At 40.7% G+C, this 18,733-nt stretch carries 15 protein-coding genes, 1 pseudogene and 1 riboswitch; of the genes and pseudogenes, 10 read left to right on the top strand and 6 right to left on the bottom strand.

Annotation, left to right across the window (positions count from 1 at the left end; genetic code table 11):
- Positions 1–34 precede the first annotated feature (34 nt).
- Entirely contained in the window at positions 35–1,486 is a 1,452-nt protein-coding gene (gene sbcB / locus C2M25_RS03315; RefSeq protein WP_105180385.1) for an exodeoxyribonuclease I, read from the top strand.
- 39 nt (positions 1,487–1,525) lie between these two features.
- Here the strand turns inward: sbcB and C2M25_RS03310 are convergent, their stop codons facing one another.
- Complete coding sequence (locus tag C2M25_RS03310) at positions 1,526–2,407, bottom strand: NAD(P)-dependent oxidoreductase (RefSeq protein ID WP_105174004.1); 882 nt, start codon at positions 2,405–2,407, stop codon at positions 1,526–1,528.
- A 114-nt stretch (positions 2,408–2,521) separates the two neighbouring features.
- On the opposite strand from C2M25_RS03310, the gene C2M25_RS03305 reads away from it, so the two are divergent.
- Together C2M25_RS03305 and C2M25_RS03300 are read left to right on the top strand one after the other, a co-directional pair.
- On the top strand, positions 2,522–3,037 hold the full coding sequence (locus C2M25_RS03305) for a glutathione peroxidase (protein WP_055020820.1): 516 nt from the start codon (positions 2,522–2,524) through the stop codon (positions 3,035–3,037).
- Positions 3,003–3,985: pseudogene (locus C2M25_RS03300) on the top strand (2-hydroxyacid dehydrogenase). Before C2M25_RS03305 ends, C2M25_RS03300 begins: the two are co-directional and overlap by 35 nt.
- 104 nt (positions 3,986–4,089) lie before the next feature.
- On the opposite strand, the gene C2M25_RS03295 reads toward C2M25_RS03300, so the two are convergent.
- Positions 4,090–5,415: a sodium-dependent transporter gene (locus C2M25_RS03295; protein ID WP_105180384.1), complete on the bottom strand. Its 1,326-nt coding sequence runs from the start codon at positions 5,413–5,415 to the stop codon at positions 4,090–4,092.
- Between the two features lie 148 nt (positions 5,416–5,563).
- On the opposite strand from C2M25_RS03295, the gene C2M25_RS03290 reads away from it, so the two are divergent.
- Complete coding sequence (locus C2M25_RS03290; protein ID WP_105180383.1) at positions 5,564–6,301, top strand: 4'-phosphopantetheinyl transferase family protein; 738 nt, start codon at positions 5,564–5,566, stop codon at positions 6,299–6,301.
- On the opposite strand, the gene lysC is transcribed toward C2M25_RS03290, so the two are convergent.
- Complete coding sequence (lysC, locus tag C2M25_RS03285; RefSeq protein ID WP_105180382.1) at positions 6,278–7,657, bottom strand: lysine-sensitive aspartokinase 3; 1,380 nt, start codon at positions 7,655–7,657, stop codon at positions 6,278–6,280. The genes C2M25_RS03290 and lysC overlap by 24 nt on opposite strands.
- An 81-nt stretch (positions 7,658–7,738) precedes the next feature.
- A riboswitch (Lysine riboswitch) is annotated at positions 7,739–7,911 on the bottom strand.
- An 88-nt stretch (positions 7,912–7,999) separates the two neighbouring features.
- Complete coding sequence (gene nhaD / locus C2M25_RS03280; protein ID WP_105180381.1) at positions 8,000–9,250, bottom strand: sodium:proton antiporter NhaD; 1,251 nt, start codon at positions 9,248–9,250, stop codon at positions 8,000–8,002.
- Between the two features lie 148 nt (positions 9,251–9,398).
- On the opposite strand from nhaD, the gene C2M25_RS03275 reads away from it, so the two are divergent.
- From C2M25_RS03275 to C2M25_RS03250, 6 genes are all read left to right on the top strand, one after another.
- Positions 9,399–10,673, top strand: a complete 1,275-nt coding sequence (locus C2M25_RS03275; protein ID WP_063705786.1) for a hypothetical protein — start codon at positions 9,399–9,401, stop codon at positions 10,671–10,673.
- Positions 10,674–10,675: 2 nt separating this feature from the next.
- Positions 10,676–11,221 carry a condensin complex protein MksE gene (locus tag C2M25_RS03270; RefSeq protein ID WP_105180380.1) on the top strand — a complete coding sequence of 182 codons (546 nt, stop codon included), beginning with the start codon at positions 10,676–10,678 and terminating at the stop codon, positions 11,219–11,221.
- The gene (locus C2M25_RS03265; protein WP_105180379.1) at positions 11,221–14,007 is read left to right on the top strand and encodes an ATPase; all 2,787 of its coding nucleotides are present in this window, start codon (positions 11,221–11,223) and stop codon (positions 14,005–14,007) included. Before C2M25_RS03270 ends, C2M25_RS03265 begins: the two co-directional genes overlap by 1 nt.
- Before the next feature lie 112 nt (positions 14,008–14,119).
- A complete protein-coding gene (locus C2M25_RS03260) occupies positions 14,120–14,662 on the top strand; it encodes a DUF4136 domain-containing protein (RefSeq protein ID WP_105180378.1) in 543 nt (180 codons plus the stop codon).
- 327 nt (positions 14,663–14,989) lie between these two features.
- On the top strand, positions 14,990–15,544 hold the full coding sequence (locus C2M25_RS03255; RefSeq protein ID WP_063705792.1) for a DUF4136 domain-containing protein: 555 nt from the start codon (positions 14,990–14,992) through the stop codon (positions 15,542–15,544).
- Between the two features lie 162 nt (positions 15,545–15,706).
- On the top strand, positions 15,707–17,545 hold the full coding sequence (locus C2M25_RS03250) for a TonB-dependent receptor (protein ID WP_105180377.1): 1,839 nt from the start codon (positions 15,707–15,709) through the stop codon (positions 17,543–17,545).
- A gap of 54 nt (positions 17,546–17,599) precedes the next feature.
- Here the strand turns inward: C2M25_RS03250 and C2M25_RS03245 are convergent, their stop codons facing one another.
- Complete coding sequence (locus C2M25_RS03245) at positions 17,600–18,292, bottom strand: ankyrin repeat domain-containing protein (protein ID WP_138625178.1); 693 nt, start codon at positions 18,290–18,292, stop codon at positions 17,600–17,602.
- A 53-nt stretch (positions 18,293–18,345) separates the two neighbouring features.
- The gene (locus C2M25_RS03240) at positions 18,346–18,594 is read right to left on the bottom strand and encodes a YkgJ family cysteine cluster protein (protein WP_054562006.1); all 249 of its coding nucleotides are present in this window, start codon (positions 18,592–18,594) and stop codon (positions 18,346–18,348) included.
- Between the last annotated feature and the right edge of the window lie 139 nt (positions 18,595–18,733).

Below are 18,733 nucleotides of genomic sequence, written 5' to 3'. Positions count from 1 at the left end.
CGAACGCATTGAATTTAAAGGCTTAGGATATTGCATGGCAAACAGAGAATACTACGACACCCCCCCTACGATATACTGGCACGACTACGAAACATTTGGCGCAAGCCCGCAAAAAGATCGTCCAAGTCAGTTTGCTGGCATTCGTACCGATCTTGATTTAAATATTATTGGTGAACCGTTAATTGAGTATTGTAAGCCGGCGGCTGATTACTTACCCCACCCCGAAGCATGTTTAATAACAGGTATTACCCCGCAAATTGCGATGCAAAAAGGCTTAGTTGAAGCTGAGTTTATGGCAAAAATCCATGCTGAATTTAGCCAACCTAACACCTGTGTAGCGGGCTATAACAGTATTCGCTTTGATGATGAAGTCACACGTTACAGCTTATATCGTAACTTTTATGACCCTTACGAGCGTGAATACAAAAACAATAATAGCCGTTGGGATACTATTGATTTAGTCCGAGCATGTTATGCACTACGCCCAGAAGGCATTGAATGGCCGCTTAAAGAAGACGGTACACCAAGCTTTAAACTCGAACACTTAACCGTTGCCAATGGCATTGAACATGCAGCCGCTCACGATGCACTAAGTGATGTAACAGCGACTATTGCACTGGCTAAATTAATTAAAGAAAAACAACCTAAGTTGTATCAGTTTTTCTTTAGCTTACGCTCTAAAAAAGCACTGGCTGATTTAGTTGATGTGTTTAACATGACACCACTGGTGCACACTTCATCACGAATTCCGGCAAATCAAGGCTGCACCAGCTGGATTGCACCAATGAGCTTTCATCCAGTTAATAAAAACGCCATTATTTGCTTTAATTTAACTGAAGATCCGCAAGTCTTATTAGATTTATCTGTTGAAGAGCTACGCACGTGCCTTTATACAAAACACAGCGACCTCGGCGAAGACGAAGCACCAGTAGGCCTTAAACTAGTGCATTTAAATAAGTGCCCTATTCTTGCGCCAGCAAAAACCTTGTTACCAGAGAACGCGGCGCGATTAGGTATTGACCGCGAAAAATGTTTACAAAATCTCGCTATTTTAAAAGCCAACACAGAACTTCGCGACAAAGTAACCGAAGTATTTAACGAACAGCGTGATTACGGCGAAACCACTAACCCTGACTATCAACTTTATGATGGTTTTACCAGCCATGCAGATAAAGCTAAATTTGCTATGATACGTGATGCAAGCCCTGAGCAATTAGCTTCAATGCAGCTTGATTTTGATGATAAAAAGTTTGCTACCTTGTTATTTAGATACCGCGCTCGAAACTGGCCACACACCCTTAGCCAGGATGAATTAGCCACTTGGCGTCAGTATTGCCAAAACAAGCTAATGCATGGTGAAGATAGCCCGTCGATCAGTGGCCAAGATTTCATGATCACCCTCGAAAATCTAGCTCATGAAAATGATGATAACGAGAAGAACCTGCATATTTTAAAAGCGTTGTACAATTACGCACAAAGCATGTAATAAAAAACGCGACAATCATTGTCGCGTTTTTTATGAATATTACTTTTTATGTAACGCTTCGATACGCGCTAATAAACTAGAGGTGTCGTAGCGGCCGCCGCCTAAAGCTTGCACATCGGCGTAATATTGATCAACTGTTGCCGTCATCGGCAAAGTTGCGCCGTTTGCCTTTGCCTCATCCAAAGCGATGCCTAAATCTTTGCGCATCCAATCAACAGCAAAACCAAATTCGTATTCACCAGCCCACATTGTTTTGTAGCGGTTTTCCATCTGCCATGAGCCAGCTGCACCTTTCGAGATGGTTTCAATCACTTTTTCACCATCAAGGCCAGCTTGTTTTGCAAAGTGTAAACCCTCAGCCAAGCCTTGTACCACACCAGCAATACAAATTTGATTTACCATTTTACAAAGTTGACCAGAACCTACTTCACCTAATAATTGGCTAAAACGGCTAAAAGCAGCCATGACAGGTTGAACAACATTAAAGTCGGCTTCGTCGCCACCAACCATCACGGTTAATACCCCATTTTCTGCACCCGCTTGGCCGCCAGAAACCGGCGCATCTAAAAATGCGATGCCTTGTAATTTTGCTTGAGCGCCAACTTCACGTGCCACTTCAGCTGATGTTGTAGTGTGGTCAACTAAATAGCTGCCCTCATGCATGCTTGCTAGCACACCATTTTCACCATAAACAACTGAACGTAAATCATCATCATTGCCTACACACATGAAAACGATATCAGCCCCTTTTGCGGCTTCACTTGGCGTTTCAGCGTATTCACCTTGATATTCTGATACCCACTTTTGCGCTTTAGCCGTTGTGCGGTTGTAAACTGTCACACTGTGACCTGCGTTGGCAAGGTGACCCGCCATTGGGTAACCCATTACACCTAATCCGATGAAGGCGACTTTCATTGACATAAAACTGACCTATTTGAGTGATAAATTAGTAACAATTTCATTATCTCAACCGAATAACTAAAAAGCGAATGAAAAAAAGTTCATTTAAACCGTTTAAAAACACACAGGTAAAACATGGATAGTATATATCGTTTCAATGCCCAGCTTGCATCTGGTGAAAACTTTAGCCTTGAATCGTTACAAGGAAAAACAGCGCTTATCGTCAATATTGCCAGCAAATGTAATTTTTCAGTGCAAATGGCAAGCCTTGAAAAGTTGTATCAAGAATATAAACAGCAAGGTTTTACCGTACTCGGTTTTGCCTGCAATCAATTTGGCCACAATGAACCTCTTGATGGCAATGAACTTAAAGCCTTTTATCAGCAACACTTTAATGTCAGCTTTCCTATTTTTAACAAGGTGTTAGTCAACGGCCCAGACGCCCATCCTTTATTTAATTATTTAAAGTGCCATACCCGAGGAATTGCGCAAAACCGCGCAATTAAATGGAATTTCACCAAATTTCTTATAAACTCAGAGGGTCAACTCGTTGCGCGATATGCCCCGCGCACCAAACCCGAAACCCTCAAAATGGTGATAGAGAGTAATTTAAATGATGAAACTGGCCTTATTCAGTGCGCAAAAGTATGAGCAACCGTTTTTTGAAAGGAATCTAACTGAATACGCTGAGTCTGTTTCGCTCAGTTATTTTGAGCAATCCTTAAACAGCAATACCACGCCCCTCTGCCAAGGTTTTGATGCAGTGTGCGTGTTTGTAAACGATACGGTCGACAAACACGTCATTGCAGATATGGCGGCTGTTGGCATTAAAGCAATCTTATTACGCTGTGCAGGCTTCAATAATGTAGACCTTGATGCTGCCAAAGAGCATAACATCAAGGTTTGCCGCGTGCCTGCATATAGCCCAGAAGCAGTAGCAGAGCATTGTATTGCACTCATGCTAACGCTCAACCGAAAAACCCATAAAGCCTTTAACCGAGTACGTGAAGGCAACTTTGATTTAAACGGTTTACTTGGTTTTAATCTGTTTAAAAAACGATTGGGATTATCGGCTGTGGCAAAATCGGTTTAGCACTGGTTAATATCTTAAATGGCTTTGGGGCGAAAGTACTCGTTTGTGACCCAATGGCTGGTGAAGGCCCTTACACCCTATGTGATTTAGACACATTACTCACACAAAGTGATGTCATCTCATTGCACTGCCCGCTCAACGAGCATACCCATCATTTAATTGATGCTAGCGCATTTGAGAAAATGAAAGATGGTGTCATGCTGATTAACACCTCTCGTGGTGCACTTCTCGATACTCAAGCCTGTATTCAAGCGCTTAAGTCTAAAAAGCTGGGACACCTAGGGCTTGATGTGTATGAGCAAGAGTCAGAGTTATTCTTTAAAGATCACCGTGAAGAAATCATGCAAGACGATATTTTTTCACGCCTTATTAGCTTCCCGAATGTGTTAGTGACAGGCCACCAAGGCTTCTTCACCCAAGAAGCACTTAGCGAAATCGCCTGCACTACATTGCAAAGCGCCAATGAAATAAGCCAAGGTTTACCATTAACTAACGAAGTTATTTAAAGCAAGCGCACCTTAAATTAAAAAGGCGTGAGGTTTAAACCCCACGCCTTTTATTTTTGTCTTTTACCTTGAAACTAGAAACTTGTAACTCGCAACTAGAGTTTCTATTTCAACAACGCCACGTTCACAAAAACCGCCGTCATTAATAACGGGCACACAAAGCGAATGTACTGGGCAAACCAATAATGTGGGCCGCTCGATACTTGATGCAATTTATTACCACGCTGCCATAACCAGCCAACAGTAATGAAATAGAACAGTCCCATTAAAGGTAATTGGTACTGTGTAAGCACCATAATGACTAAACCAAATAACCAGTCAAAATTTAAGATAATAAGTGATGAAGCGATAAAGACGACTAGCGTTACAAATAAGGTCGCTTTTTTGCGCTCTACACTGTGATTCTCAACTAAAAATGCCACTGGAATTTCGGTCGATGAAATAGTTGATGTCACTGAGGCAATCGACATTAATACAAAGAATAATAAGCCAACGAGTAAACCCACTTGACCCATCGTGCTAAACAGTTCAGGTAAAATCGCAAAAATTAACTGCCCTTCACCGACCAGTTTACCGCCGCTAAATACCTCTACACCGTTATGTTGAGCAACAAAAATAGCCGGAATAATCAATAAACCCGCTAAAAAGGCCACACCAGTATCAAGCAGTGCCACGGTTCCAGTTAATTTAGGCAGGTTGGCATCTGGTTTTAAATAAGAGCCGTAAACCATCATACAACCAACACCTAACGACAATGAAAAGAACGCTTGCCCCATTGCCGCAATAATTAAGTTTGCATCAAGAATTTGACTAAAATCTGGCACTAAGTAGGCTGCAAAACCATCCATCGCACCATCTAGGGTCGCAATATAAGCAATTAACGCCACTAATAATACTAGCAATAATGGCATTAAGCGACGTGACCAAGTCTCGATACCTGATTTAACGCCTTTTAAAATAATACTCGCAGTAAGAATAAGCATCAGTGGTGTAAACACAAAATTACGTGCCATCGAGTCACTGTGTAAAAAGTTACTTAACTCAGTAAAACCAAAGAAGCTTGCGAGTGGCTCAAGCGCATAAGCGAGCATCCACCCTGCAACTATCGAATAAAAGCTCAGCATCACAACCGCGCCAAAGAGGCCAATATAGCCTGCTGCAGCGCCCACTTTAGGCGCTGTGTCTTGCCATGCATTAGATAATGCTTTTACTGGATTCGCTTGCGCTTGGTGACCTAAATACAGCTCAGTATACAGAGCCGGAAGCGCTAATAAGAAGATAACAATGAAGTAAACGAGTAAAAATGCACCGCCGCCATGGTTTGCCGCTTGTGTTGGAAAGCCCCAAATATTACCTAAACCTACCGCCGCACCAGAAGCTGCTAAAACGAAACCTAATCGACTTTGAAAGCCGTCACGAACTTGTGCCATACATCTACAAATCTGTTATTATTTTTCCTCATTAAACCATAATTACAGTCAACTGCGTAAACTATTTGCGTTTGTTCGTGCCTATAAATGTGCATCTGCTGTAAAAATAAACAAAACTAAATACGAGCCTTCGTGTAAGCGTTAAACCATGAGCAGTCACTACTTTTCGAACACTCTTATCATCGAGCAGCAAAGCCAAACAACGGCCAAAAAAATTATGCTGATGGATGCAGCACGTATTGATGTTGCAAGTTTACCCGTTGATAAATTACTCAGTGGGTTTGAATTGAGCGTACTTGAAAAACGAAAAGTGCCTAGCGCCAAGCAAGAGTACTTAGCGACTCGCCTAACATTAAAGTATTTGTATCAAAATGCTTACCCTCATGATGATTTAGCCCTCAATGAAATATCGAGCCAGTTTGATGACAAAGACAGTAAGCTCAAATTACATACAAAACGAAGAGAACCTGTATGGGCCTGTTTATCACATTCAAATGGTTTAATTGGCGCTGCTCTTAACCCAGAACAGCAGCTATTTGGTTTTGATATTGAACAAAGCAGTAAACCTCGCCCTTTTCTCAAACTCGCAAAGCATTTTTATCATCAAGATGAAGTTGACTTAATTAGCCGTTTTGATGCTCCCGATGAACAAGCACAGTGCTTTTTTAGAATTTGGACGTTAAAAGAGGCGCTTGCCAAAGCAAGTGCTCAGCCGATTGCGAAACTACTTGCCCCTAATGTATTTGAAGAATTGAGCAAACATAATTTCAGCGCGAGTAGTAACTCTATTGAAGGTTTTGATATAAGTGTTGTGGCACAAAAAAGCACTGACTGGCAGTGCTCTTTTATTAACTTTAATGACTTACGCCGCGACTTGGCTTTCTAATAGTCGGCTGTGAATAGCCTGCACGACTTCATCTGACTCACTTTGCTCAACTAAGAAGCACAGGTTATGTTTACTTGCACCGTGGCAAATTAAACGAATATTAAAATCACTCAATACCTGCATTAAGTTCATTTCTTGCTGACGTAATTGAATCTCAGAACCAATTAAAGCCACCAGCGTTAAGTTATTCTCAACCGACACATGACAAAACTCAGAAAGCTTATCTAAACAAGCTTGATCAAGCTCAGGGCGTGATGCATTTGGTGCGTTATCTAAAGTGATTGCAACACTGATCTCTGAGGTAGTAACCAAATCAACCGAAATATTAAACTCACTTAAAATAGTGAATACACGGGCTAAGAAACCACTCGCCAGGAGCATTTCTGGGCTTTTAACCGTTAACAGAATTTGGTTTTTACGCTGCGTTACGGCACGAATACCTGGTTGCTGAGATTTTTCTTTTTCAATCCATGTTCCACCTAATTGCGGTTCACGGCTTGAACCAACAAACACACTAATATGGCTTCGGCTTGCAGGTAAAATTGTTGCCGGGTGCAGTACTTTTGCACCAAACGTTGCCATTTCTGCCGCTTCATCAAAGCTTAAGCGTGCAATTGGGCTTGCTTTAGCGCATAAACGCGGATCAGTACTGAAAATACCGACTACATCGGTCCAAATATGCACGCTTTTTGCGTTAATTGCTTCAGCGAGTAATGCTGCACTGTAATCTGAACCACCACGGCCTAAAGTGGTCGTTTGATTGTGTTCATTGCTACCAATAAAGCCTTGGGTTACCACAACCTGATCCTCAAGTAGCGGTACTAAATGCTCTTTAGCCGCTGCAGCGGTTGCTGCAACATTTGGGGTAGCTTTAGCAAATTGGCTATCTGTTTTTAGCACTTTGCGAACATCAAAACGCACCGCATCAAGACCTTGGCCACGTAACACTTGAGTAAACAAATACGATGATAAACGCTCACCAAAGCTCAGTAGCTCATCTTGCTCAGCTACTGACTTTGCGCCTTCTGACGCTAAATTTTGGAAAGCCTTAAGCGTTTCATTAAAGCCATGTGCTAAATCAGCATCAAGCGACAGCTCTGCCAAGATTGCTTCTTGAATGGCTACCACACCAGTAATATGTTCATCACGCTCAGCCGCGCTCAAATCACGTTTACACAATGCAACTAAATGATTGGTCACGCCAGCACTGGCACTCACTGCAACAATACGTACTTGATTATCAGCACAAACGATTTCTGCACAGCGGCTCATAGCATCAAAGTTAGCTACACTGGTGCCACCAAATTTTGCAACAACGTAATCTGATTTTGTGTTGGCGGCTAATTGGGTATTCATGTCGTCTCCTTTTGTGGAAAACTATCCACAGTAAATCAAGAAGAACTCGGCAAGGGGGTGCTTTGAAAATAAAGAGTAGTCCATGCCAGAAGCTCTCCACCTAGTTTGGTGACAGTTTTGAGGATTCAGCCCCATAAACCGAAAAATAACCGTGACGTCCGATTAATTTTCTCGGCGAGTACTTCCCTCATTAATGGTCATCGGCGTTCGTCACCTCACATTAATTACCTAAGTATCGCACCTCTTCTGAATGTTAAGTTAACACCTGGTTAAAATAACAAAGCCTGCTGTTAAAAGCAGGCTTCGAAAGTTAACGTTTAGACGTCTAGCTGTCAAGTTGTTTTATGAAATTAAACTGCCCGCTAAGTGCGAACCGTAATACCCAACGGTGTAGGCAATTAATAAATAAACCGACATTCTCAGATAGCTCATAAAGGTCAGCGCTTTTACTTTACTCATGGCGATAATACCTGCCGCAGAGCCGATAATAAGCATTGAACCACCTACCCCAGTTGCGTAAGTAAACGACAGCCATTGCTGTGGACTCATTACGATGTCAGCTTTTAAAAGTGCTGCAGTTAGAGGTACGTTATCTACCGCCGATGATAATAGCCCCATTAGGTAGTTGGCATATTCCGGTGCCATCAACTCATATAAGTGAGTAAATTTAGCAAGCATGCCAACTTCTTTTAATGCGCCAACGAGTAATAATACACCGACGAAGAACAACAAGGTGTCGTATTCAATCTCACGTATATAATCGATGATTTTTTTGTTAACGTCTTTTTTGCGCATTAAGAATTGTGCAACCAAAAACATCAGTGATAAACCAAATAAAAAGGTTAATAGCGGTGGTACACTGTAAAGTACGCTTAAAGTTAACGTGGCAATAATCGTCGAGAAGAAGATAACCGCAATGGTTATATCTGTTTTTTCAATTCGACGCGCGGTTTGTTTTTCAAATACTACATTACCCGACATACCCACCGATAGCATCGCTGCTAACAGTGCCACACTTGAAAGCGCAGGGACAATCAACAACAACAGGTGTCCTATCGTCACTTTTTCATCTAAGAAAATCATCAAGGTCGTAACATCACCGGTGATCAGCGATACCCCACCCGAGTTAACACTAAATACAATTAAGGTTGCATATTTTATTAATTTTTTAGGATCTAATTTCAGCGACATCACCACCGCAAGCGAGATTAAAGTCGCGGTTATGTTGTCTGATATTGATGAGAATAAAAATGCGAAACCACCAATCAGAAACATCAGCTTTCGTTCACTGATTTGATTTGGCATAATTTTATGAACAATATTCTGGATAAAGCCTTTAGAGTTTAAATACGCTACAAAGGTCATTGCAGCCATTAAAAACAGCCACAAAGTCGCGATCTCTAAAATGTTGTGATCCAATTGGTGTTGTATGGTTACTGGGCTTTGCCCATGAATTGGAGAGATAAATAAGATAATCCAGCATAAAGTGCCAAAAAAAAGCGTCGTTTTGGCCTTGTTTACATGGATAATATCCTCTATAACGATAAGCAAAAATGCCACCGCTATCAGGGTTAGGATAAGTGGGGTTACCATGGTGTTTGAACAACCTTTATAAAAATGTAAAAATTGTAAGTCGAGTGTTTCGGCGCGGATTCTAGCAGCATAGAAAGCATAAAACTATTCTCAATTACATAATTTACTACTAATCGCTAACACCAAAGTCTGAATTTACTGGAGCCTTATGATCCCAGCTAAAAAGTTATTAAATACCCTTACTGAACATTGGGGGGTGTTAGAACTGCTATTTAAACGTTTTAAGATGGCTGATTTCAGCTTGAAAGACGTACAAAATGCGATAAAACAAAAACAACCTTCCTGGTCAAATGAACGCATTTATAAAGAAACAAATCGTTTATTGAATCAAGATATTATCATTCCACTGGCAAAATCATCGCAGTTAGAAATTAACCGTGCAATCGCCGATTTTGCGACTTTTTTACTACAAGAAGAACACCTAGGTCTTGCCCAAGAAATTAGTGTGCTTGTTGATGATTTAGCTCGCCTTGGTAATCGCCTAGCTAAAGCGGGTGAAATTGAAGATTACGATGAGCTTCGTCGCTTCAGCCGTATTATGGATGATCGGGTACGCAAAATAATGAAATTGTTTGCCCACAATGAAAACGCGATTTTAAATATTGTTGAGCAAGCGAAAGCTGACAACGCGGTACAATCACTGCAAAAACGCTATCAAGCAGTAATTGAAGCATTCGATGAATACATTGAGCCTATGCTTGAAATGGTGGATATTCGTGGTGACTTCCACGCTTGCTTTAATACCATCGAAGCGCAAATTAGCACGCAAATAGAGCAAATTGATCGCCTAGGTAAGTCATATCAAGACAAGCGCATGCTTGAACAATTACGTACCCGTATTTTAGAAATGCATTTAGTTGGTCGTGAAAGTTTACGTAAAAGCGCCGATATGCTGATGCCGCTACGTGAAGAGTTACGCCGCAACAACCTAATTACTCGCCAAGCGGCTAAAGTGCTTGGTTTAGTGCGTAAAAATGGCGTCGATAACATGTTAAGTGCAGTACAGCCTAACTTTGTTTCAGACGCACAACGTTTTTCACTTGGTCAGCAACGTCATATCGTGGCCTATATGGCAGGCTTAGTTGACTTTGAGCACGATGAATATCAGCTTCCTGAACATGATGATGTGCCCGCCTATCAAAGCCCGCATATTCCTGATTACAACGATGTTAAAACACAATTTAGAAAACGCTTTAAAAAAGCCAGCAAAAAAGCTCAGCCGCTGCTTAGTTTCTTAGATGAAAGCTACCCAGATCTTGAGGCTGACGAAATGCTGTTCTTATATCAAAAATTGATTAGCGATGGCGACCTTGAAATCAGCCAAAGCCAAGAGAAAGTAAAAATAAAAATTGCCCAGCAACACTTCTCTCTTTACCCATTTAACTCATCGATTGCTGACGATAAAAAAGCAACAGAGCAATAACCATGACAGATATTAATTTAGATGATTTAACGCATCTGCAAGCTATTAATAAAAAGCTCACATCAGGCTACCACATTAGCGAACAAGACACGCTGATGTGGCAAGAGCTTGATCAACACATTGATGCTTATCGCCCGTTATTTAACGCCCTTGGCCATGACCTACAACATGATAGCCGTGGCTTTTACTATTTTGGCAGCGACGAAAGCACCCCAAATATGGGTAAAATTTCGCGTGCCATCGCACTGACTATCTACATCTTGATTGAGCACTATGCCAATACTGGTAAAGATCCAATGCGTGCCTTGTTTGACGAAGTAAACGACCTTGAACTGATGCAAACCTTAGTGCAAATCAACAAGCACCTGTTTGATCAATTAGAAATCTTCTCAGGCTCAGATTTACGCAAAGACGTTTACCTACGTATGGTGCGTTTAGGTCTTGCTCGCGAAGTAGAAAACGGCTTTATGCTGCAAGCACCTATTTATCGTTATATCGATGCATTAATGGAAGTAAACGAAGAAACCTACCTAGGAGATGACGAATAATGCAAAGCCAAAGCCTATACGGACTCAGCAAACTTGCGCTTTTAAATACTGCTGGCTATGCAAAATGCGTGATCCCGCTGGATAAAAGTAGTTCAATCTGTGCACCTAATAATACCGGTAAAAGCTCGGTAATTAATGCCTTACAATTTCCACTGATCAATGATTTACGTTTAACAGAATGGGATGGCCACGATTTAGACGAAACCCGAAAATTCTACTTTTCGTCAGACCAATCCTATATTTTACTCGAAGCTGACCTACCTAATGGCCCTGTGGTGATTGGTGTTGCCGGCCTTGGTAAAATTGCTGGTTACGCGCATCAGTTTTTTTGCTACCAAGGTAAGTTGAACCTTGATCACTACACTCAAGGCAAAACCATTGTAAAATTCACCAAGCTTTTTAATCACTTAAAAGAGCAAGGTTTCAATCCAATTGAATTAAAAGCGCAAGAGCTAAACGCCCTACTCACTGGCGGCGCAACCCCATTTGATGGCGATATCAACTTAAAGATGATCCCCCTCAATAACGTGCAAGACTCAGCGATTTATATAGAAATTTTCCGCCGTATCCTTAACTTGCATAAGTTAGGTGCCAGCGATGTTAAACGCTTTATGCTTCGTGTATTTGAGCGCCATATGTCAAACTCACGAGTTGATTTTTATGAAGTATGGCGACGTTCATTTGACAAAGTGAATCGCGCTAAACGTGAATTAAAAGCCCTTGAGTCAATGCAAGAGCCAATCGCAGCTCTTGAATCTATGCTTGAAAACCAAACGGTTTTAAAAGGTAAGCTTGCTGCCTATGCGCCAAAAATTGACCAAGCACTGATTGACTTTGAAACCTATCAACAAGAGCAACTCACTGAGCTAAATATTGCCCTTGAAGATATCGAACACGAAAAGCACGAGTTCGAACAAAAGCAGCAGCTGTATATTCAGCAATCCCGTGATATTGAACGTAAACAAACTCAAATTGAACAATGGTTTTTAGACTATCGAGCGCTTAAATCTGAGTTTGAATTGGTTAATAAAGCCACCCTAAAAGTAAGCCTTACGCAGCTTAAACAAGATTATGAATCGCTATCGCATTCATTAAGCAGTGCCCAAGGTCAAAGCTTACACACGCTTGATTACCGTATTAGCGAAACACAAAAGCAAATTAAGAGCTTAAAATTACAGCTGAAGAACCTTGAGTTCAATTTATTCACCCGTATGCGTGAAGATTTATCTTTAAAAGAAGTTGAAGAGATTTCGCGTATTCTAAACCCTGATATCTTATCGTTTGCCACCACCAGCAATGGTGATGTTGAGATCACAGACGAAGATGCCTTTGGTGAGTTCTTAGAGCAGTTATCGGCAAATGTGAAAGGCGGTGTACTTACTCTTCCTGGCGCGACGATTAAACTTAAAAAGCTAAGCCCAGTGCAAATGCAAACGGGCGAAAATAAAGAGCAATTAACCGCGCAACTCGCTGCCCTAGAAAACTCACTAAAAGAGTTTAAACAACAACGCGAAGTTGCTGCTAATGTCGCCGAAAAGCAAAAAGAAAAAGATGCCTTATATGATGAGCTAATGGCCTCAGAAGAAGCGTTAAAACGCTTTGAACAATTTGAAGTGATGCAGCAATCTGTCGATGCACAAACTCTGCTAAAAGAGCAATTAAATGCAGAGCGCGAACAAGTTGACGACTACCTGCAAGACATTCAAAAGAACAGCGGCTCAATCAGCGACCGTCGCTCAATTATCAAGTCGAAAAAAGATTTGCTTGCGCGCCAAGCCGACCGTTTACGCCAAGTTAAATCTGAACGTATCGATCACACGCTTGATTTTTACTCAGGCAAAGTCACTCCATATATGATTGAAATCAGTATTGATTTTGATAACTTAAGTGACCTCATTCATCACTTTAATAAAGACTGCCAAGAGCTACGTAACTTTGATATCAACGTACGTAACACCTACATGCATATTTACAATGCGGGTATTACTAAATTTGATAACGAAAACGATGAGTTTACTAAATACGAAAAGCTTATTAGCGCGTTTCATAACATAGAAAACGAGCGCGATGCCGTTGAACGTCAAGGCCGCGTTGCGTTAACCGAAGTAGCCGCTACTATTAAAGGCTTGCGAGAAGACCTAGACCGCCTGCGCCGCGAAATGAATAGCTTTAATAAAGGAATTAGTCAGCATAGGATCTCTAACCTTCAAGCATTCAAAATTAATGTTATTCCGCGCAAGATGTTGGTTGATAGCATTGATACAATTATCAGTACCTCAAATCAGTTTGAGCAAGGCGATACCCTCGACCTATTAAGCCAAGAGCCTTATAGCGAGTCTGCGGTAAACGAAGCGAAAGATCATTTAATTAAGCTTGCCTCAGAAAAAGCCGGTTTAACTCTGACCGATTTATTTGATATTCGTTTTGAAGTAGTAAACCGTGCTGGCGAAACTGAGCACTTCGAAAAAATCGATTCAGCCGGCTCTAACGGTACTCGTATTACCATTAAGCTACTGTGTGGCATGCTGTTTATTCGTTACTTATTAAGCGACCAAGAACAAAGCTTGTATCGTATTCCAATTTATATCGATGAAGCAGCCGATATCGACCCACAAAACCAAAAAGCAATTATCGAAACAGCGCTAAGCTTTGGCTTTGTGCCGATATTTGCCTCTGTTAAACCACAAGTTAGCTGTGATTACATCGTCCCAATTCGTACAGTGAAAGATGGTGCGCAAAACTGGGTTGATGAAAAAGACTGGATAGAAGTGGAACACACTGTTTAATTACAAACTGTTACTAACTTTTTTGTAAATTTACCGTAATTCATTTAGTGGAATTATTACTGTTTTATGTTATTAATTTAAATGATGGAAATTTAACCAAGGAGAAAAGAATATGAAAAGCATAATAATTGCATCAGCGGTATTACTTTTAGCGGCCTGCGCTAAGTCACCTAATTTGGATTACGACAAAACAGCTGATTTTAGTAATTACAAAACCTTTTCTTGGGTCCCTAATGCAAGCTTGACTGAAAACGTAGTAAATTATCAAATTAGTCCTTTAACGGAAAAACGTGTGCGTGATGCCGTAAATGCTCAGCTAGAAAAAAATGGCATGAAGTTAGTTGATATGGCACAAGCTGATGTACTTATAAATTACCATGCATCTGTTGATACTAAAATTAATACTCAGACAATGAACATGGGGTATAACTATTGGGGTGTTGGCCACAATACGTATACTGTTACGAATGAATATGATGTTGGCACATTGATTTTAGATGTTGTTGACAAATCATCAAATCAACTTGTTTGGCGTGGTGCTAAAGAAGGTCGTTTAAAAAAGAAACAGTCGCCACAAGAGCGCACTGATGCAATCGTAGATACAGTTGCAGATATTCTTAGTAGCTTCCCACCACAAAAAACTGATAACATCTAAATTCTGTTTTAGTTGAAAAACCGTGTGCCTAGCACGGTTTTTTATTGTCGTTTAAAAAGTTCACCTTTTTCTCCTACATCGTGCTTTATAAGTCAAAATAACTATAAATAATTCGCAAAACTATCTGGACGAAAGAGCTAGATAGAGCTCAAGCACAGCATTTCACCCAAGAATTAATCATTGATTCAGTCAAGGATGATTATGTTTACAAACTATTACAGTACTTTTTTGTAAATGTGCCATAGTCTTTAAATAATCATTCAGTTGAGTGTTTTTTGTGTTATGTTATCAATCAAGTAGTGGAATTTTTGCCAAGGAGCAAACAATATGAAGAACTTATTAATCGCGACGGCTGTATTATTTTTAGCGGCTTGCGCTAAAACGCCTGATTGGGATTACGACAAATCAGCAGATTTTAGTAATTATAAAACCTTCTCTTGGGTACCTAATGCCAGCTTGACTAAAAACGTAGCGAACTACCAAATTAGTCCTTTAATGGAAAAACGCGTTCGTGAAGCTGTTAATGCTGAACTTGAAAAAAGCGGTATGAAGCTAGTTGATTTAGCACAAGCAGATGTACTGATTAACTATCATGCCTCAGTTGATACAAAAATTGATGTTGATACCTTTAACGTAGGTTACGGTGCACGCTGGAATTACTGGGGTATGGGTTATAACACGCAAACCACCACTCGCGAATATGAAGTGGGTACGTTAATTTTAGACGTGGTAGACCGTGCTTCTAACCAATTAGTTTGGCGTGGTGCTAAAGAAGGTCGTTTGCAAAAAAATCAATCACCTGAAAAGCGCACTGAAGTTATCAAAGAAACGGTTGCTAACATTCTAAGTAACTTCCCACCGCAATCTATTAATCAAAACTAAACACCGTTTTAGTTAAAAGACCGCGCCTTAGCGCGGTTTTTTATTACCTGCTGAAATCTGGTTGGAGTGGTATAACTCAGTGATTCAGATACAATACCCGCAATTTTCAGTGCGCCTAACTAGCCCACTACCCCAGATTAAACAAAATCAAGAGAGTTTTAGATGGTACGCGCAGTACAGCTTACACTTCCCGCATTATTCGTCACTTGCACAGTGCTAGCAGAAGACACCAACAATATTGAACAAATCACCGTTGAAGTTTCAGCAACCGCAAATAAAGAACCGGTTGGTACTTTTGATGCGCCGGTATCAAACTTAGAATATGACCCACGTGTCGATTTGCAATCACGCAATATGGCTGAAGCGCAAGCTGATGTCACTATTCGTGGTGGTATCTTCGAAAATACTGGCTTTCGTGTCGGTAGCAGTACATTATTTGACCCTCAATCTGGTCACTACTTTGCTGAAATTCCTATTGCCCCACAGATGCTAACAGGTCCTTCAGTGCTTACAGGGGCTGATAATGCCCTTTATGGTATGAATAGCTCGGTTGGCACGGTTTCATTTGGCTGGCGCCCTATCACAAACACTGGCAGCGTTTCACTTGGCACAGGTACGAATGGCTTTAATTTACAAAGCATTCATGCTGCCCATAGCCAAAAGCTGGATAGTAAACCTGATTGGCGATTAGGTTTTGAGGGTGAATACTCGCACTCAAAAAGCGATGGCTCAATTGATAATGGCGACCACGACTTTGAACGTGCCTCAGCACGCGTTCAAATTGCAAGCTCTACCTCGCAAACCGATTTAATGTTCGGGCGCCAAGAGAAGTTTTTTGGTTGGCCAAATCTATACACGCCATTTAATTTTAATGAAACCGAAGACCTTGAAACCAAGCTTTTCATGCTCAATCACAAACAAATGTATGGTGAGAGCAATACCTTTGAAGTGACTGGCTATTATCGTAAACATAACGACCATTATGTTTTGTCTCGTGAAAACCCAGCTATTTTTGAAGCGTTTCACGAAACCACAGTTAAGTCATTAGCACTCTCTGGGCGTCACCGTTTAAATGACCGCTATGCAATTAATTATGCTGGGCAATTTATTGCTGATGAAATTGAATCAACGTCTCTTGAAAACAATTTTACGTCACGCAATTACACTAAGCTAAGTATCTTGCCTGAGTACAAATCAGCCCTTACAGCAAACAAAGAGCTTACTTTACGTGTTGGTGCTGCATTTGATGATACCAACCGTGATAGCTCAGATACCTCATTTATTGCCGATGCCAGCCTTAAAGTAGCTAATCAAAATGGCAGTGAACATACTTGGTATGCGTCATACGCCGAGGCAACACAAGTTCCCGGTTATACCGCTATTGGCGGCAGCGAAACGGGCGGATTATTCAGAAGTAACTACAGCCTTGAGCGCGAAACCACCGATAACCTTGAATTAGGTTTACTGATTGAACAGTCTTCATGGCGTTTAGATTCAGCTATTTTCTACCGTAAAGATAAAAACCTTACGGATTGGACATATCGCTTTGATGCAACCTCAGCACGTTTTGCAAACTCAGTTGATATAGACACCTTAGGCGTTGAGTTTTTAGCAAATAAATCGTTTGAAAGCGCTGAGTTGATTGCCAGCTACACCTATTTAGAAAAGTCAGAAGACTATGGCACGGCAGATATTGATGCGAGCTTTTATGCGCTTAACTACCCTGATCACCGTGTAACACTGGGTGCAGTATGGCAACCAATGGATGTGCTTGAGCTGCGTATCGATAACGAATGGCGTAAGCAACACAATAACCGCCTACGTAGCTCTGATGATGAAGCCTTCTTCACGCAGTTAACCCTAAAATTCACCCCAGCTCAGCTTGATAATGTGTTTGTTACCTTTGCAGCTGACAACATTTGGGATGAATCATTCGAAGAAGTCCCGGGTACCCCTGGTCGCGGCGAGCAATATACTCTTAGCGCTACTTATACGTGGTAAGCAAAAACAATAATGCCAGTCAATTGACTGGCATTTTTCGTTGAGAACGATTAATTATTTCATAATAATCTGTTTCACTTCATTTAGTTGCGAGCACTCAGACTGATGACATTCTCGAGTGGAGTTATCTTCTAAGATCTTTAAAGCATCATAGCCAAAATTATTTTTGAGTGACGTGTCAGCGCCTTTTTCAATTAGTAATTTCATCGCAGTGTAGTTACTCAATATCGCAGCATATATTATTGGTGTTGAGCCTGTACCATCCTTAACATCTAGTTTTGGAGAAAACCTAAGTAAAGTTCTTAGGTGCTCTATTCTATCTGGCCCTAATACTTCAAATATTAAATTTCGTTTTGCAGACACTCTGTAACTATTGGGATTTCCACCCATTTGAAGTAGCTCACTTAAAAAGTTAGAGTCGAGATTAATCGTGGCTAAGCTTAAAACACTACTCGATTGATTAATTTGATAATTTGGATCAGCCCCAGCAGCTAGCGCTTTTAAAAACTGGTCTTTATTATTTGATTTTAATGCATCAACGAGTTGTTGATTAGTATGCAATTGCGTTTCTGAGCTGTGATCAAGTTTGACTTGCAGTGGTATTGCATAAGTAAATGAGCTTGCTAACATCAGATAGATGATTACATGTATTTTCATAGTTAATTTCGCAAGTATTGTTTCTTGTATTCTAAAACAGACAAGTCGTTCTTTATTATTTTTAAATAACATGAAGAAAACTTTAGCCATAAAACACAACTGATCCCAGCAACCGTTAAAAAGTGTTAAAGGTTTAATCTTTTTTAAGTCATCTGTTCAAGTTCAGTAATTAAATACAGTGCTTGTTCGTTAGTGGTGCCACATACATCGATGGTAGCAGAAAAGTCACTACACACCTTAGGCCTTGATTCATCACCAAATAATTTACATAGGTTATTATCGTCGAGTTGAATACAGCGCTCTCCCGCCGCTTTCCCGTTTGGCATTCCTGGTATCGGTGAGCTAATACTGGGTGCAATACAACAGGCGCCACAGCCTAATCTACATGCCATTTTATCTGTCATTGAGTACCTCTTATAGAACCTTTGTAGCGTCTTTGTAATATGTGTAATGGTTTGTTACATCTTCAAACGCCTTGTAAACACTTTATTGCGTATGCTTAGCCTAACAAATTTATTTTTAATTACCGTC

Source organism: Pseudoalteromonas sp. T1lg21 (genome assembly GCF_002964625.1).
GTDB lineage: Bacteria > Pseudomonadota > Gammaproteobacteria > Enterobacterales > Alteromonadaceae > Pseudoalteromonas > Pseudoalteromonas gelatinilytica.
The sequence above is the reverse complement of the archived record's forward strand: the minus strand, read 5'-3'. Positions and strand labels throughout refer to the sequence as shown.